The organism is Erythrobacter sp. 3-20A1M, assembly GCF_018636735.1.
In the GTDB taxonomy this organism is placed as follows: Bacteria; Pseudomonadota; Alphaproteobacteria; order Sphingomonadales; family Sphingomonadaceae; genus Alteriqipengyuania.
Genome location: NZ_CP045200.1, coordinates 777,420 through 794,206, shown reverse-complemented (window position 1 = coordinate 794,206; position 16,787 = coordinate 777,420). Strand labels below are relative to the sequence as shown.

The window sequence follows — 16,787 nt, the reverse complement described above, 5'->3', positions numbered from 1 at the left end:
GCCGCAGGGCGCGAAGACGCCAGCGGTTCGATCAGTGCCAGCCGATGTGCCCGTCCGGCGCGCGATCCGAAGCCAGATTGACGGAGGTCAGCAGGATCACCGCCCCTTCGGCGCCGTAGGCCCCTCGCAGCTGAACGATCGCGGCCAGCAGATCGTCTGTCGTTCCGCGGTTGGTCAGAAACCTTGCGACGACCCTCCGCGAGCCGTGACCGGCCATGGCTTCCTCTAGGTCGGTCTTGAACGCCACCCGCGTTTCGCGGCTGACGAGATCGACCAGCCTCGCACCGCATAATCGCTCTTCCGGAACGCCCAGCAGATCGCAGAAAGGTTGGTCCACACGCTCGATCATTCCGCTGACGCCGACGCGAACGTAACCGATGGCGTTATGAACCGCCATCGCTTCTATCAGCGCGGCCTTTACGTCGGCCAGGCGATGACGCTCCACCTCCTCGGTGATGTCGCGGAACATCAGCACGTTGCATCCGTGCAGCGGGAAGGTCTGCAAGCGCAGCCAGCCATCCTGTCGCAGCGGCGATGGAATGTCCGCCGAGGTCGGTTCGTTCGCCTCGACCGTCCGCATCAGGTTCACCTCGTACAGTGTGCCGCGAAGCTGCGGCAGACACTCGTAGAGGTTGCGCCCCACGCATTGCGGGGCGGATATGCAGCAGGTGGCGGAGGCGACCCGGTTCATGGTCTGGACGACCAAGTGCTTGTCGCAAATGATCACGGCCTCGTCGATCCACTCCGCAAGCTCGAACGGATTGGCTTCCACCTCCGCCGTAGTGGGTGCCTCGGTCATGCTGACGAACTGGTCGATCCCGACCAGCGCATGGGTAACCCGCCCGTGATTAGTTACGAAGACCGGCTTTTTAAGCGCCTCGTCCCGCCATTTGGCAAAACATCTTACGAAATTCGCGGCCGGGACGCCGCACTCCGCCGTATCGCCGGAATCGGCAATCACATGGGTCGGCGCAGGTGCACCGGCGGTCGGCGGCTCGCGAAAAGGCGCGATTTTATTGGTCGGAATGCGGCTCTTGAAACCCATTTCTCTACCCCCGATAGCGCTAACATCGCTTGCATCGCTCGCCCCCCAAGCTCACAAGATTCTAGAATATAAAGTAAAATTCCGTTCGTTAACGTCTGCTTTCGCGGTTTGCTTAATTTCGCATTTTGCGGAATTCGGCGCGAAAATGCGCCCTTTATGCGTTAAGCCGATCGACCTTCGGATGCCCGAAATCGTGCCAAATGCGCCAAGGACTCGCCAGATTTTCAGCTGAAATGCGCGGGATTGGCGCTGTTCGGGCAAGATGATGCATTTTATGTAATTCGAATTCACACGTCCATTACAAGGAGATCAATTCCGCACACATAATCTCAGCGCTCCAGTCAGAATACTGACCAGTACGAACAAATGGAGCGAGACGTGAACCTAAGTAAAAGAACCTATATTCGCATATCCCTGCTGGCGACCGCGTCGGTCGTGATGGCGGGCGGTGCGCCGCCGCGGCTCACCACCTCGGCGAAGGCGCAGGCTCTTCAGCCCGTGGTCGACGTATGTACCGGGATCAGCCTCGACCCGTCGGCGGTCACCGATATCGTCGGCGATGTCGCGGTGCCCACAGCGACCGCGGTGGAGAACCTCTACGGTGCGCTGTTGAACGTCTCCGTCCTCGGCAACCCGATCCTCACTCTCGACGATGTCCAGATCGGTGCTGCGGATACCCTGGAAGGTTACGCAAATGGCGATCCGATCTCGCTGCAGGTGGCGGATACCAGCGGCACGCTGCTCGCCCCCGGTGCAGATTGTAACCTGACGGCGGACGGTTATGCCCTGAACGAAGAAGCTGGCCTCGCCATCGGTGGCAACCAGATCTCCGGATTGGGCGACGGGCAGGCGGCATCGGCCGGTGAGCTCGACGCGATCGCTTTCGGTAACAATGCCAGCACCGCCGTCGGGGCGACCGGGGCCATTGCCCTTGGCACAAATGCCAGCGCGACGGCCGCCAACAGCGTTGCGCTGGGCAACGGCTCGCTCGCCGATCGTGGCGCACTGGTCGGCTACGTCGCACCGGGTCTGCCTGGCACCTACAGCTCGGTCGGATCGGTTTCGGTCGGCGCGCCCGGCAGCCTGCGCCAGATCACCAATGTCGCGCCGGGGACGCAAGCCACGGATGCGGCAACGGTGGGTCAGGTACAGGGCGCGGTCGACGCGCTCCAGGCGGCACTTGGCAATGGCGTCCAATATGATGGCCCGGCGCAGGCCAGCGTGACCCTCGCCGGTGCGCAAGGGACGACGGTCACCAACCTCGCGGATGGCACCGTGAGCGCGGGTTCGACCGATGCGGTCAACGGCTCGCAACTTTTCGCGACCAATCAGCAGGTGGCAGCCAACGCCGACGGGATCGATGGACTGGATGGTCGCGTGACCGCGGCGGAGGGCGACATCGCCGATCTCGATGGACGGGTCACCACGATCGATACGCGGGTGACGCAGAACACGACGGACATCGCAGACCTGCAATCGGCGGTCGACAATGTGCCGATCGGCTATGTCAGCAATGGCGATCCCGCCGTCGCCAGCCCGGTTCCGACCAACCGGGCCGCCTTGATCGGTGCGGACCCTGGCACCGTCACGCTCAGCAATGTGGGGCCGGGCGCTCTCGCCGCAGGTTCTGCCGATGCGGTCAACGGCAGCCAGCTGTTCGCGACCAATCAGCAGGTCGACGCCAATACGGCGGGGATCCAGGCCAATGCCGATGCCATCGCCTCGCTCAGCGACGCGGGCAGCGGGAACGCGCTGGCGGTGCTCTACGACGATGCGACGCGAACCTCGCTGACGCTGGATGGCGCTGGCGGCACGACCGTCGGCAACGTCGCGGATGGCGAGCTGAGCGCCACCTCGGGCGAGGCGGTGAACGGATCGCAGCTGTTTGCCACCAACCAGGCGGTCGCAGCCAACAGCGATGCGATAGACGGCCTCGACGATCGCGTGACGGTCAATGAAGGCGACATCGCCAACCTCGATACTCGCGTGACCACGAACGAGGGGGATATTGCGAACCTGGATGGCCGCGTGACGGTGAACGAGGGGGACATTGCCAGTCTGGATGGGCGCGTGACGGTGAACGAAGGCGATATCGCCAGTCTGGACGGTCGCGTGACGGTGAACGAAGGCGACATCTCTAATCTGGATGGGCGCGTGACCGTAAACGAAGGTGACATAGCTGACCTCGACACGCGGGTCGCCGTTAACGAGGGCGACATCGACAATCTCAACAGCTCGGTGACATCGATAGATGCGCGGGTAACCGACAATACGACCCAGCTCACATCGGTGCAGAACCAGCTCGCCAATGTCCCGCTCGGCTACGTGTCCGACACCGATCCGACCGTCGCCAGCACCACGCCGACGAACACGGCGGCGCTGATCGGGGCGGGCGATGCGCCGGTCAGGATGACCAATGTTGCCGACGGCGCGCTTGCGGCGGGGTCCACGGACGCCGTCAACGGATCGCAGCTCGCTGCGACGAACGACCGGGTGGCGAGCAATCGTACCGATATCGACCAGAACACCGCCAATATCGCAGCGCTGAACAACAATATCGCGGGTAGCACCGTGGTCGCGGTGCAATATTCGGACCCCGACGATCCGGCCATGAGCAATGGCGGCACGGTGACCAACGATGTCGCATTGGTCGGAGCGGACGCGACTGCGCCGGTGGCGCTCCACAACGTCGCTGCTGGAACCCGGGCGAACGACGCGGTGAACCTCGGCCAGGTCCAGAACAGCCTGGCCGCCGCGATGGCCGATTCGCGTGCCTACACCGATCTGCGCTTCGGCGATCTGCAGGCGGGGATCGCGCAGCTCGACTTCGACCTGAAGGAGGCGCGCCGCGATGCGTCGGCAGGCACCGCCAGCGCCATGGCCGTCTCGGGCATTCCGCAGACGATCACCGCCGGACGCTCCATGGTGGGGACGGGCATCGCCCATTACGAAGGCGAGACGGCGTTCGCGCTGGGCATGTCCACCACCTTCAGCGAGGGTCGCGGCGTGGTGAAGGCCGGGGCGACGGTGGATACCCGCGGCAATAGCGGGTTCAGCGCCGGGGCCGGCTTCAGCTTCTGACCGATCTCCCCCCATCGGTCATACTGGGGACTGCGGCGCGCGGCGTCGCAGTCCTTTTTTATGACCGGCGCAGGTCCGCTAAGCCCGATCGCGCCCTTTCGAGCGAGGCGCGAACGGGTTCGCGGCGTCGCGTGAGCGCTTCGTCCAGTTCGGAGGCGAGATCGCCGACCGCCGGTTCGCCGAACAGCGTCGCCGTGCCTGCCAGCATGTGCATCAGCGTCCGCAATTCTTCGAGTGATTCGTAATCCCCGTCCGACGGGTTGTGGCAACACAGCGCCAACTGGCCCAGCGCCTGTTCCTTGAAAGCCGCGTAGTGTGGACGCAGCGAGGCGATGGCATCGCCATTCTCGCCGTCCGTCGGCCGGTCGCTGTCGAGCATGCGTGGTCCCCGCCCGGCCAATCCGGGGTTCGACCTCCCATTATCGTTGGCACTCGTTAACATGTCCAAAGCACGACCACCGCCCTCCTTTGCTAGCGAAAGCGCAAACGCCAGTTGGCAACGACGGTGTTGTCCCGCCCGTCAGGACGGCTTTCCAGCCCCAGACGCATGCTGGAGCGCGGACCCGCTCTTTCGTAGCCGAACATGATGCGCGGGGCGATTTCGCCCGAAAGATCGATCTCGCGCGTGATGAAGCGGAGCGAACGGCTGGTGCGGTCGAAGCCCGACCCGACCGTAACCAGGCCGGTGCCGGATAGCGCCACGAGGGGTTGCGCCAGGCCGATGCGCATCCGCCCGCCCAATACGTCACCGCTGAGATCGATCCCGAATCGGCCCGTGGTGATCGCGGTGGCATCGGTCACCACCGTCTCCGGTCCGAGCGCGAGCCGCGTGCTGCCGATGCTCCCATGCGCCGCCAGCTCCCAGCTGCCGATGGAAATCTCGCTGGACAGCTGGGCGAAGATGGTTCGCGCCCCGTCGCCGAAGCGCAGTGAGCCGGACCCCGTTGGGGTCCCGAACAGCGTACCGCGTTCGGTCAGCATCCCGACCTCGAACACGGTCCGATCCTTGCCGAGCGAGGCGAGAAGCGCCGTTGCCTCGCCTTCGCCCGTCCTGGCCGACCGCACCGAGGCGCCGACCCGAAAGATTCCCAGCGGCCGGCGATAGGCCAGCCCGATCCCACTGCCCGGCATATAGGCATCGAGTGCATCGGGGCTCGCCGCCCGGCCGAACATCGTGGCATCGATATACCGCCCGTTCCGATAATCCGCGGTGACCGTGCCGCCGACGCTTCGCAGGGGAACGGCGATCCGCCCGTCCGTGATCCTGCTACCGATACGGGCCGAAAAATCGGACCGATTCCCGGCGAGGTAGCCGATCTGGACCCCTGCGCCTTCTATCCGAAAGGCGGCGTCACCGGTCTGGGTCATCGCGTCGAACCGGGGCCCCAAAACACCAGCGGACCCGCTCGCCGCGTGCCGCACAAAGCCGGAAAGGTCGGCCTGATAATCGCGCCCGAACGCATCGACAAGCGTGACATCGGAAATCGCGGCCGCCAGCGAACCATCCGCCCCGTCTCCGATCGCGGCAGGCAGGATCAACGAGGCAGAGCCGAGGGAACTGACGGTGGTACCGTTCGACAGGGTCGGATTGATCGGGGAAAGGGCGGCCTCCACGTCGATGAGACCGTGTCCGAAAACCGGATCCACGCCCGCTTCACCGATGTCGCGCGCGGTAGCGAGAATGACATTGCCGGCGTCGACACCCGTCAGATGCGGCCATTTGTGCAGGATGAGTGCGGCCAGCCCGGACACTTGCGGCGCTGCGGCACTGGTCCCCGAAAAGCTGACGATATTGCCCGACACATCGGTGGTGGCGCTTGTGCCCACGCCCGCCACGCACCTGTCCATGGCCGTGCCGCAACGGTTGGAATAGCTGGCCAGTTCGTAACCCGGGCCGTTCGGGTCGAGGGCGACCGCGAACAGCCACCCTTCCGCGTTTTCAGGGGTCAGATCGATCGCGTCGTTGGGGTTCGCACCGCCTGTATTGCCAGCGGCATTGACGACAAGGCCGCCCATCTGCCGATACGCGTTGACGGCATCCTGCATCAGCCTGTTCGAGATATCCGGATTGGCCTTGGCGATCGAACGGTTGACGATCAACACGCCGTTTTCGCCGGCATAGCGCAGCGCTTCGTGGCTGTTGAAGCCGACGGTGGATGTCCCCGTGTCGATATTCTCTACGTCGCTTCGCAACACCACGATGCTGGCACCGGGGGCGATACCCTGGATGCCGTTCCCGTCATTGCGTGCGGCAATGATCGAGGCGACCCGCGTGCCGTGGTCGGAATTGTCGCCGCCGAGGGACTCGTGAGGTGTGAGCACGCCGTCGTCGCGGATGCCTCCGAAATCCTTGCTCAGGTTGGAAATCTGCCCTTCGAGTTCGAAGGTTTCCTCCACCCCCTCGTCCAGAACCCCGACGAGAACGCCGCTGCCGTCCCAACCATTGTCCAGCGCATAGAGAGCGTTGATCAGCTCCGCGGCGAGATAGTTCTCGCGGTATTCGGCGTCATCCTCGGCGGAGCGCATCGCGACGTTGCCGGAGGGGCGAACGCCGGATACGGGCGGCGGCTCGTCCTCGGTCGGCGGCGGGGCCGGGGTTGGCGTCGGAGCGGGTGCGGGTGCGGGTACGGTCGAAAAAGGTGGGGCGGCAATCGGGTCCGAAGCCATGGCTCCGGATGGGGGGGGAGGGGTAGATCCGATGCCGCCCCCAGTGCAGGCACCGAGCGAGAGACATATCGTCGTGCCGAACATGGTCGCCAGGGCACCGCCCCCCTTGCGAAGGGGTGCAATGCGGGGGCGAGCGTCGGAGAAGCGCGCGGCCCTGGCTGCCAGGCGGTTCCTGGCAAATGGTCTTTCTTGACGTACCATGCAGCATCGTTGGCATGGGCGCGGGCCTGGGAAACCTGCGAAACGGCAAATTAAACCCAAGGTATGAAAGAGTTAGCGGCATCTTAACCTTTGGCGGTGTTTGGTGGCGTTGAAGGCTGGGCCGTTATCGGGAGGGACGATGTGGGACGAATGCTGCGCTTCCTCCTGATCGCCGAAGATCATCCGCTTTGCTTTGCCGCCCTGAAGAGCGCCGCGCACGCGCGCGACAGCGCGATCCAGGTCGATGGCTGCGACACGCTGGAAGGTACGATTCACGATCTCGCGCAGCGGGACTACGCCGCGCTCGTGCTCGACCTCGGGCTCAGGGACTCAGAAGGCGTCATTAATTTGAAGCGCGTGCGCGGCCGTTATCCGCGCCTGCCGATCCTGGTGATCAGCGCCACCGACGATTCGACGACCCGGATGCGAGTCCGATCGTTCGGCGCGCAAGGCTTCCTGTCGAAGAAGAGCAGCCTGGAGGAAATGGGCGAGGCCATCCTGCGCGTGATGGCCGCCGAAACATATTTCCCGACCGACGAAGACGCAGCGGGCGACGAAGACGATCTTCTTCACGCCCTCTCGCCGGCGCAGCTGCGAATTATGTCTGAACTGTGCAAAGGGAACTCGAACAACGTGATCGCGCATAATCTCGACCTGTCGGAGGCGACCGTCAAATCGCACCTGAGCTCGATATTCAAATCCCTGCGGGTCTCCAACCGGGCGCAAGCCATCCTGAAATACGGTGAGATGATCGGCCACGGTTAGCCGTGGCGCAAGCGGGCAAGCGCCCGAGCCTTGTTTGAGAAGCCGACAAACCTGGCAAAGCGATCCTGAAACACTTCGTAACAATGCGTCCCCGTTGGCGAAACACTGGCGCATTAGGTGCCCGCGCTCTCGCCCAAGAGGAGTGGTTATGAATATCCTGATCGGCCTGCTGACACTGGGCAGCGCCACGACCGTGCCGGTTCCGCCCGTCGCGCACGCCGCCGTCGCAATGCGCGCTGTCATCCATACAAACACAAGGTTCACGGCTGTGGTCGCAAAAGCGAATCCGCGGACAAGGAGCGGTTGGCGGAGCGCGATACCACCTGTCGCGAGCTCCCCGGCAAGCTGCGTCTGTGCGACACGCGCCCGAAATCCGACAAGCGGACGTCGCAGGAACAGCGCGCGGAGAACGAATCTCCACCCGAAAACGATGGTTAAGTATCGGTCCGCAAATTCCCTTTTCGGTGGCCGCCAACGGTTCTAGATGGTTGGCACTCGAGCGTACCCATGCAGTTCAACGAACGAATCTACCATATCGCGCTTGTCGAGGACGACGGCGCCCTGCGCACGCTGCTGACGCGGCATATCCGCCAGAGCGGATTTCCGATCCGCAGCTATGCGACCGCGGCGGAATTTCGCGCCTCGGCGGAGCAGTACGATCTGGTGATCCTGGACGTCATGCTGCCGGGCACCAGCGGGCTCGACCTGTGCCGGTGGCTGCGCCAGCGAAGCGCGGTCCCGATCATCTTCATCAGCGCGCGGTCGAGCCATACGGACCGCATCGTCGGGCTGGAGCTCGGCGCGGACGACTATCTGGTGAAGCCGGTCGATCCGGGTGAGCTGGTCGCCCGCATCCGCTCGGTCCTGCGGCGGCACGAGCAGCCGGCGGGGGGCGAAACGCAGGATCACACCGCGATCGCGCGGTTCGACGGCTGGCAGATCGATCGGCGGCGGCGCGAGCTGTTCGCGCCCGATGGCGGGCGGGTATCCATCTCGGAAGCGGAATTCGATCTGCTGAACGTGTTGGTGGACATGCCCCAGCGGGTGATCGGCCGGAACACGCTGCTGGAACATTCGCGCGACCGCATTGCCGGGCGCGATAGCGGCGATCGCAGCGTCGATGTGCTGGTCAGCCGCCTGCGGCGCAAGCTCGGGTCGGTCGAGGGCGGGCGCGATCTGATCCGCACCGTGCGCGGCGTGGGATATGTCTTTACCGGGCAAGTGGAACGGTGATCGGTCGCGGCCGGCTCTGGCCCAAGGGTTTCACCGGCCGCGTCACGCTTGTCCTGGTGCTGGCCGTGGCGGTGCAGTTCATTGCCGGCACGCTTCTGATCGGGGCGGGGGAAGCGCATATCCAGCGCCAGGGTCTGGGCAAGCGCATCGCCGAACAGCTCGTCACTGCGGAACGAGTGGTGACGGCGGTTGCGCCGCAGGATCGCGCGCCTTTGCTCGGCAGTCTGTCGACCATTCATTTGCAGATGCGGCTCGTGGAAGGGGCGCCGCAGATCGCGCCCGGGATCGCGCCCGATGCCGCCGAGATCGCCCGCTCGCTCGTGCGATGGGAGCCGGAGCTGGCCAAGAACGACTTGCGCCTCGCCATGGTCCGCAAATCTCCACTCGTCCTCGATCGCCATCTGGAAGGCGCGCTCCGGATCGCCCCCGATGTCTGGATCGCGTTCGAAACGAATGAGCCGGTGGCCGGCTGGACACCGCTGATCAGAACGTCGCTGACGGTCGGGATCGTGGCGCTGCTGGTCCTGGGCTCGGCGGCAGTGCTGGTTCGGACGTTGAGCGCCCCGCTCAGGCAATTGTCCTCGGACGCCAAACTTATCGGCACGACCGCGCGCATCCCGTTCGACGAGCAGGCCGGTCCGCTGGAATTACGGCAGGTTTCCCACGCGCTCAATCTGATGCAGGACCGGATCGAGGCGGCAATGAACCAGCGCACGCAGGCCCTGATGGCGGTCGGCCACGATCTGCGTACGCCGCTGGCGCGGCTGCGGCTGCGGATCGGTGCGATCGCCGACGAGCAGGACCGGGCAGAGGCACGGTCCGACATCGAACAGATGACCGCGATGCTGCAGGAACTGCTCGAATATTTCGAAACCGGCGACCTGAAGCAGGATTACGAGCCGACCGACCTCTCCAGCCTGTGCCAGACGATCGGGGAGAAATTCGCCGACCTGGGCTACGACGTGGATTATCGCGGCCCGGAACGGGCGGTGGTCGCGGCGCTGCACAATTCGCTCACCCGGGCGATCGAAAACCTGGTCGACAATGCGGTGAAGTTTGCCGGGCATGCCACGATAGAGCTCGAACTGACCGAAACGCACGCGGTGATCGCGGTGGAGGATGGCGGTCCCGGCATACCCTGGGCCGACATGAAGCGCGTGATGCAGCCGTTCGAACGGCTCGATATCGCGCGGTCCGGGGGGCATCCCGGCATGGGGCTGGGTCTCAGCATCGTGCGTAACGTCGCGGAAGCGCATGGCGGAACATTCGAACTGTCGCGGGCGGAGCCGACCGGCCTGCGTGCGGCGCTGGTAATTCCGCAAAAACAGCCCCCGGAAATACTTTGAAACAAATCGAGCATCGCGCGGAAATGCGCGGGCGCGATTGTGCACTGCGACACGGGCTCCGGCCCGCTAACACAGGAGTGCACCATGAAAGAGTTGATGGAAGGCGTTACGCGGTTCCGCGAGCACATCTACAAGGAACATGAGCAGAAGCTTCAGGTCCTCGGACGCGAGGGGCAGAGCCCCAAGACGCTGATGATCAGTTGTTCCGACAGCCGCGTCGTCCCCGAACTGATCACCCAGTCGCTCCCAGGCGACCTGTTCGTGATCCGGAATGCGGGCAATATCGTGCCGCCCTGGCAGTCCATCAATGGCGGCGTTACGTCCACCATCGAATATGCGGTGGTCGGCCTCGGCGTCACCGACATCGTCATCTGCGGTCATGCCGATTGCGGCGCGATGAAGGCGCATTTCGCCCCCGAAGGCGCGCTCGATGCGATGCCTTCTGTCAAGGCGTGGATCGGCCATTCGCGCGCTGCGCGCGACATCGTCCATGCCTGCTGCGCGGGTGCCGGGGATACGGAAAAGCTCGATCGCCTGGTGGAAGAAAACGTCACTCTTCAGCTGACGCATCTGCGCAGCCATCCGTCCGTCGCGGCGGCGCTCGCCTCCGGGAAAATCCGGCTGCACGGGTGGGTCTTCGACATCGAAAGCGGAACCATCCGCGCGTTCGACGGCAGGACCCGGCAGTTCGGTCCGTTGTCCGATGGAAACACTCCGCCGATCGCGGAAGGCGGGCTGGATCGCGACACGCCCAAAAAGGCGGCCTGAATCCGCCCAAACTAAGGGCCGATGGGCTGTTCGCAGGAGAACCCGCCACATCGGCCCCCCTTTTTCCCATTTCTCGATGATTTCTGCCGGTCGGAAGGGCGCGACAATCCCCTGGTCAGCCATGTGCACGCGAAGGATCCGAAGTGACTGAAAAAACGACATTCTTGTCTTCTCTTGGCAAGGATATCCCCGCATCGATCGTGGTGGCGCTGGTCGCCCTGCCCCTATGCCTTGGCATTGCCCTCGCTTCGGGGGCTCCGCTGTTTTCCGGCCTGATCGCCGGCATCGTCGGCGGCATCGTCGTCGGTACCCTGTCCAAATCGCAGCTGTCGGTCAGCGGGCCGGCCGCGGGGCTGACCGTCATCGTGCTCGACGCGCTCGAGCTGCTTCCCAGCTGGGAGATATTTCTCCTCGCGGTCGCCCTGTCCGGCGTGCTTCAGATCGGGCTGTATTTCACCCGGTCGGGCACCCTTTCCGAATTCGTGCCCAGCTCGGTCATCACCGGCATGCTGGCGGCGATCGGCCTGATCCTGATCCTCAAACAGATTCCGCACGCCCTTGGCTACGACGGCGATTTCGAGGGTAGCCTCAGCTTCCTCCAGCCCGATGGCCTCAACACCCTCTCGGCGCTGTTCTACTCGGCATGGGATTTCTTCCTTCCGGGGCCGATGCTGATTGCGCTGATCTCGCTCGTCTTCCTCTTCTGGTGGGATGCCAAGAAGCCCAAGGACGGGCCGTTCCGGCTGCTGCCCGGTCCGCTCGTCGTGGTGATCTTCGGCGTGCTTGCCAACGAGGCCTTCAAACTGTTCGCACCCGGCCTGGCCGTCCGGCCCAGCCATCTTGTTCAGGTCCCCATCTCCGGATCGCTGGGCGAGTTCGTCGGGCAGTTCCGCACCCCCGATTTCAGCGCGATCGGGATGGCGGACGTCTGGATCGTGGCGGTTACGCTCGCGATCGTCGCGAGCCTGGAATCGCTACTGTGCGTCAAGGCGGTCGACGAACTGGATCCGCGCCGGCGGACGACCGACAAGAATCACGAACTGCTGGCGCAGGGTGGCGGCAACATCCTTTCCGGCCTGATCGGCGGCCTGCCGCTCACTTCGGTGATCGTGCGCTCCTCCGCCAATGTCGCGGCCGGGGGCGAGACGAAAACCTCCGCCATTCTGCACGGCTTCTGGCTGCTGCTGAGCGTGCTGCTGATCCCGGTTCTGCTGAACATGATCCCGCTCGCGGCGCTGGCTGCGATCCTGATCCAGGTCGGTTACAAGCTCAACACGCCCGAGCTGTACCGCCGGCGCTGGGCGCAGGGATGGCATCAGTTCGTGCCGTTCATCGCGACGATCGGCGCCATCCTGTTCACCGATCTGCTGCGCGGCATCATCATCGGGCTCGCGATCGGCTTCGTCTTCGTCGTCGCCCGCAATTTCCGCAAGGCCGTGAGCGTGGCGAACGACGAAGGGTTCTGGTTGGTCAGTGCCCGGCGCAACCTGTATTTCATTCACAAGTACGAATTGCAGAAGTCGCTCGGCAGCGTGCCCGATGGTGCGAGCGTGGTGATCGATCTCGAGCGGGCCGAGTTCATCGACCCCGACAATATCGACATCATCAACAGCTTCTCGCGCAATGCGAAGTTCCGCGACATCGCGGTTACCATCCGGGGCGATCTGGATCACCTGCAAGCCGCCCCGCTGGAAGCCCCATTCAAGAAGGTTGCCTACTCATGAAGACCATTCGCGAACTGATCCTGTCCAACAAGACGTGGTCGGCGGAAATGCAGGAGCGCAAGAAGGACTACTTCGCGCAGCAGACCTCTGGCCAGTCACCCGAGATTATGTGGATCGGCGGGTCGGACAGCCGGGTCTCGCCGCAGAACATAACCCAGACCCGTCCGGGCGAGCTGTTCATCCACCGCAATCTCGCCAACCTCGTCTATGAAACCGACGACAACCTGATGGCGGACGTCCAGCACGCTATCGAGGATTTCGAAATCGCCCACATCGTCCTTTGCGGACATTACGGGTGCAGCGGACTGCAAACGGCGATGACGGGCGGTGGGTCCGGCCATGTGCATTCGTGGCTTGCGGCCGCGCGCGAGGTATTCGCGAAACATCGCGCGGAACTTGAGGGGATCGAGGATCAGTCGAAGCGGCTCAACAGGATGGCCGAACTCAACGTGCGCGAGCAGCTGATCCGCCTGTCGAAGACGGACACTGTCCGGGCCGCCTTCGCACGCGGGCAGGATTTGACCCTGCATGGCTTCATCTACGATCTGCGGAATGGTCGGTTGGCGGAGCTGCTGGAGATCGGCCGGTCCGGGGAGCTTTCGGAAATCGGTATCCCGCCCATGACAAGCGATCCTGACGCGGTCGGAGAGGCCCGCGCGGCATAGTAGGCCGGCGACACCGCAGGCGCCCATGTGCTTCCGGATCGCGCGATTTGGGGCGGAGCGGACTCACTGACGGGCGATATGTCGATTGATGGAGCCTAAGACCGCGTCGCTGCGTTGAATGGCCATGCGAAAGACTGTCGAGGATCTTCAACGCGAAATGGAAGCTGCGGCCGAGGCCCTCGATTTCGAGGAAGCCCGGCGCATTCGCGACCGCATCAATCTGATGCGGGGCGGGGCGGATGCTGCGGATGCCGCGCAAGCCGACACGTCGGGCCTGGTTCGCCAGCGGCCTGGCGCGATGGGGCTTGGCACGAGTCGACAGCGACCGGTTGCTCCGCCCGACTGGAAGCCGCCCGCCAAACCCGATCCCATGACCTCCAAGCGCAAGCGAAAGTGAGTGTCGGGGGTACGAGCGATGCCGTGTTGGCCCTGCTCGCCGAACGCGGGGCCGGAAAAACGGTATGCCCTAGCGAAGTCGCACGAAGGATCGCTTCCGATGGCGAAGCGGATTGGCGCATGGCGATGCCGCTCGTCCACACTGCGGTCGACCGGCTTATCGAGCGGGGAGCTATAGAACTGACCTGGAAAGGCCGGGCTCTCCCTGCGCGGTCTGGACCGTATCGGATCGGCCACGCAAGCGACAGCACATGAGAATGGTCGCCGATTGCTCGGAGCGAGCGTAACCGACCGAGGCTGGTCCTCCCGAGGTTTGGTAGTGGCGGAGCGGGAGGGATTCGAACCCTCGATACGGGGTTACCGTATACACACTTTCCAGGCGTGCGCCTTCGACCACTCGGCCACCGCTCCGCATGTTCTCTCGTGGCGCTGCCGCTTCGCAGATTGCGCGATGCAAGCACGCCGGTTCGAACAAGAACGCGCGCCCTAGCGGGGTGGGGTTGCGAGCGCAAGCGGGCTTGCCTAGCTTTGCAGGCGATGACGCAACGGTTCGGCACGGCGCCCTCGCTGGAGGATATGGCAACGTTGGGCCGCGCGGCTTACCACCGCCTGCCGCAACAGTTTCGCGCGCAACTGGGCGACGTCGATTTCCGGGTCGAGGATTTCGCCGACCCTGAGACGCTGGCGGCGGTGGGGCTGAAGGAGCCGTTCGAGCTTTCGGGGATCTACCAGGGCCATCCACTGCCCGCGCGCAGCATCGAGATGAGCGGCCAGATGCCGACGCGGATCCGGCTGTTTCGCCGCCCCATTCTCGACGAATGGGCGGAGCGCGGGGACGTGACGCTGGAGCGGCTCGTCGCGCATGTCGTGATCCACGAGATCGGGCATCATTTCGGCTTTTCCGACGACGACATGCACGCGCTGGAAGACGCGGACGACTGAGCGAAGGTGCTTGCCATGCGGGCGCGGCGTGGCAGGATGCGCACCATGAAGAGGCTCGCAATCGCACTCGCCGCGCTGGCATCGGCGCTCCCCGCATCGGCTCTTGCGCAGGACGGGGAGACGACGAAGCCGCCGAGCGCGAAGGAAGTGCTCGATGCGGCGCCGCGTTCCGCCTGGCAGGAGGTGCGGCCCGAGGACCTGCTGATCTTCGAACTGAACCCCGCCCCCGATGGCAGCGAGCGGCGCATCGTGCTCCAGTTGATGAGGGAGCCGTGGAGCCAGAAATGGGTCCGCAACATCCGCAAGCTGGCGAAGGCGCGGTGGTGGGACACGCATTCGTCGGTCTATCGCATCGCTCCCGGCTTCGTCGCGCAGTGGGGTGATCCCGACGAGGACCGAGCGCCGCTTCAGGGCCTGGAACCGGTGGGTAAGGACGACTTCACGCACCCGTTGCCCGCAGTGACGCAGCTTGCCGACCCTTGTAGCGACCGCAAGCTGGATAACAGTTTCTGCGATTCCTACGCCCCGGTGGCCTCGTTCGAGGACGGTTGGCCGATCGCGACCGACGGCGTGCGCGACTGGCCGCTGCATTGCCCGGGCATGGTCGGGGTGGCGCGCGATGTCGATCCTTCGACGGGGCTCGGCGATACGCTCTACACCATCATCGGGCACGCACCGCGGCGGCTCGACCGCAATCTCGCGGTGGTGGGCCGGGTGGTCGAGGGGCTCGACCTCTTGCGCACCCAGCCGCCGGGGACGGGCGAGATGGGCTTCTACGCCGAGGGGCAGGACCCGCTGGAGATCCAGTGGGCGCGGCTGGCGAGCGACCTCCCGCCCGAGGCACGCCCGCGGTTCAAATATCTCGAAACCGAGAGCGGTACGTTCGCCCAGTGGCTGGCGGCGACAGGGCAACCGAACGAATTCTACACCACCGTACCGAGCGATTACGACATCTGCGCGCTGACTTACCCGGTGCGCGAGATCGAGGGCGAGTGATGCTGCGCGGCGGCCTCGCGCTCCTTGCGGCGCTGCGCTCGCCGCGCCATCGGGTGCGCAGGAAACAGCGCCGTCGCCGGGCGAGATCGTCGCCACTGCGCCGCGGTCCGCCTGGGTCGCGATCGCGTCCGAGGACCTGCTGGTGATGACGCTCGCCCCGGACGGCGAGGGCCAGCCCCGCCAGGTCTACATCCAGCTCATGCCGCCGCCCTTCAGCCAGGGCTGGGTCGAGAACATCCGCACGCTCGCCCGCGCGCACTGGTACGATGGGCTGGCGGTGATGCGGGTGCAGGACAATTACGTCGTCCAGTGGGGCGATCCCAATCACGACAACCCGGAAAGCAGTGGGCCGCAGAAGCCGCTGCCGGAAGGGGTGGGAGCCGTTCGCGAAGATTACACCTACCCGCGCCACCTCGATCGACCGCGCGCACTCGATCCGCTCTTCGTGCCGCCCAATGACGTCCTGCGGTGGACGAGCTTCTATCGCGGTTTTCCGGTCGCAGGCGTGGGGACACCGGACACCGAGCGCAACTGGCCCCTCCACTGCTACGGCATGGTCGGGGTCGGCCACGGCATGCCGCCCGACACCGGCACCGGGGGGGAGCTCTATACGGTGATCGGGCAGGCACCGCGGCATCTCGACCGCAATCTCGCGCTGGTCGGGCGCGTGGTGGAGGGGATCGAGCATCTCTCCAGCCTGCCGCGCGGGGCGGGGGCGGGCGGTTTCTATGCCGACCCGGCGCGGCGCACGCGAATCGAAAGCATTCGCGTGGCGAGCGACCTGCCAGCAAGCGAGCGGCTCCGGTTCGAATATCTCTCGACCGAGAGCGACAGCTTCGCCCGCTATGTCGAGGCCCGGGCGAATCGGCGCGATCCGTTCTTCGTGGTTTCGGGGGGCGGAGCGGATATCTGCAATATTCCGGTACCGGTGCGCCCAATCCCCGGATAACCCAGTTCG

At 64.7% G+C, this 16,787-nt stretch carries 15 protein-coding genes and 1 tRNA gene; 12 read left to right on the top strand and 4 right to left on the bottom strand.

All coding sequences use genetic code 11. From position 1 onward, the window contains the following. Positions 1-31 precede the first annotated feature (31 nt). On the bottom strand, positions 32-1,045 hold the full coding sequence (locus F7D01_RS03830; RefSeq protein WP_215228910.1) for a PAS domain-containing protein: 1,014 nt from the start codon (positions 1,043-1,045) through the stop codon (positions 32-34). 378 nt (positions 1,046-1,423) lie between these two features. On the opposite strand from F7D01_RS03830, the gene F7D01_RS03825 reads away from it, so the two are divergent. After that, entirely contained in the window at positions 1,424-4,126 is a 2,703-nt protein-coding gene (locus F7D01_RS03825; protein ID WP_215228909.1) for a YadA family autotransporter adhesin, read from the top strand. A gap of 58 nt (positions 4,127-4,184) precedes the next feature. Here the strand turns inward: F7D01_RS03825 and F7D01_RS03820 are convergent, their stop codons facing one another. Next, positions 4,185-4,505 (bottom strand): Hpt domain-containing protein, encoded by a 321-nt coding sequence (locus tag F7D01_RS03820; RefSeq protein ID WP_215228908.1) that lies wholly within the window; start codon positions 4,503-4,505, stop codon positions 4,185-4,187. 92 nt (positions 4,506-4,597) lie between these two features. Further along, a complete protein-coding gene (locus tag F7D01_RS03815) occupies positions 4,598-6,793 on the bottom strand; it encodes a S8 family peptidase (protein ID WP_215228907.1) in 2,196 nt (731 codons plus the stop codon). A 351-nt stretch (positions 6,794-7,144) separates the two neighbouring features. Between F7D01_RS03815 and F7D01_RS03810 the strand changes: the two genes are divergently transcribed. The 8 genes from F7D01_RS03810 (at position 7,145) to F7D01_RS03775 (ending at position 14,146) form a co-directional block, all read left to right on the top strand. Continuing rightward, complete coding sequence (locus tag F7D01_RS03810; protein ID WP_215228906.1) at positions 7,145-7,759, top strand: response regulator transcription factor; 615 nt, start codon at positions 7,145-7,147, stop codon at positions 7,757-7,759. Between the two features lie 507 nt (positions 7,760-8,266). Next, complete coding sequence (locus tag F7D01_RS03805; protein WP_215228905.1) at positions 8,267-8,992, top strand: response regulator transcription factor; 726 nt, start codon at positions 8,267-8,269, stop codon at positions 8,990-8,992. Beyond that, positions 8,989-10,338 (top strand): ATP-binding protein, encoded by a 1,350-nt coding sequence (locus tag F7D01_RS03800; protein WP_215228904.1) that lies wholly within the window; start codon positions 8,989-8,991, stop codon positions 10,336-10,338. Before F7D01_RS03805 ends, F7D01_RS03800 begins: the two co-directional genes overlap by 4 nt. Before the next feature lie 84 nt (positions 10,339-10,422). After that, the gene (locus F7D01_RS03795; RefSeq protein WP_215228903.1) at positions 10,423-11,106 is read left to right on the top strand and encodes a carbonic anhydrase; all 684 of its coding nucleotides are present in this window, start codon (positions 10,423-10,425) and stop codon (positions 11,104-11,106) included. Between the two features lie 143 nt (positions 11,107-11,249). Further along, positions 11,250-12,830: a SulP family inorganic anion transporter gene (locus F7D01_RS03790; RefSeq protein WP_215228902.1), complete on the top strand. Its 1,581-nt coding sequence runs from the start codon at positions 11,250-11,252 to the stop codon at positions 12,828-12,830. Beyond that, positions 12,827-13,495, top strand: a complete 669-nt coding sequence (locus tag F7D01_RS03785; RefSeq protein ID WP_215228901.1) for a carbonic anhydrase — start codon at positions 12,827-12,829, stop codon at positions 13,493-13,495. Before F7D01_RS03790 ends, F7D01_RS03785 begins: the two co-directional genes overlap by 4 nt. 124 nt (positions 13,496-13,619) lie before the next feature. Next, positions 13,620-13,892 (top strand): UvrB/UvrC motif-containing protein, encoded by a 273-nt coding sequence (locus F7D01_RS03780; protein ID WP_215228900.1) that lies wholly within the window; start codon positions 13,620-13,622, stop codon positions 13,890-13,892. Then, entirely contained in the window at positions 13,889-14,146 is a 258-nt protein-coding gene (locus F7D01_RS03775) for a DUF3253 domain-containing protein (protein ID WP_215228899.1), read from the top strand. Before F7D01_RS03780 ends, F7D01_RS03775 begins: the two co-directional genes overlap by 4 nt. A 65-nt stretch (positions 14,147-14,211) precedes the next feature. Here F7D01_RS03775 and F7D01_RS03770 read toward each other — a convergent pair. Next, positions 14,212-14,302, bottom strand: a tRNA-Ser gene (locus F7D01_RS03770). A 126-nt stretch (positions 14,303-14,428) separates the two neighbouring features. Between F7D01_RS03770 and F7D01_RS03765 the strand changes: the two genes are divergently transcribed. From F7D01_RS03765 to F7D01_RS03755, 3 genes are all read left to right on the top strand, one after another. Continuing rightward, positions 14,429-14,833 carry a metallopeptidase family protein gene (locus F7D01_RS03765; protein WP_215228898.1) on the top strand — a complete coding sequence of 135 codons (405 nt, stop codon included), beginning with the start codon at positions 14,429-14,431 and terminating at the stop codon, positions 14,831-14,833. 45 nt (positions 14,834-14,878) lie between these two features. Continuing rightward, entirely contained in the window at positions 14,879-15,829 is a 951-nt protein-coding gene (locus F7D01_RS03760) for a peptidylprolyl isomerase (RefSeq protein ID WP_215228897.1), read from the top strand. Positions 15,830-15,971: 142 nt separating this feature from the next. Further along, complete coding sequence (locus F7D01_RS03755) at positions 15,972-16,778, top strand: peptidylprolyl isomerase (RefSeq protein WP_251567040.1); 807 nt, start codon at positions 15,972-15,974, stop codon at positions 16,776-16,778. Positions 16,779-16,787: the final 9 nt, after the last annotated feature.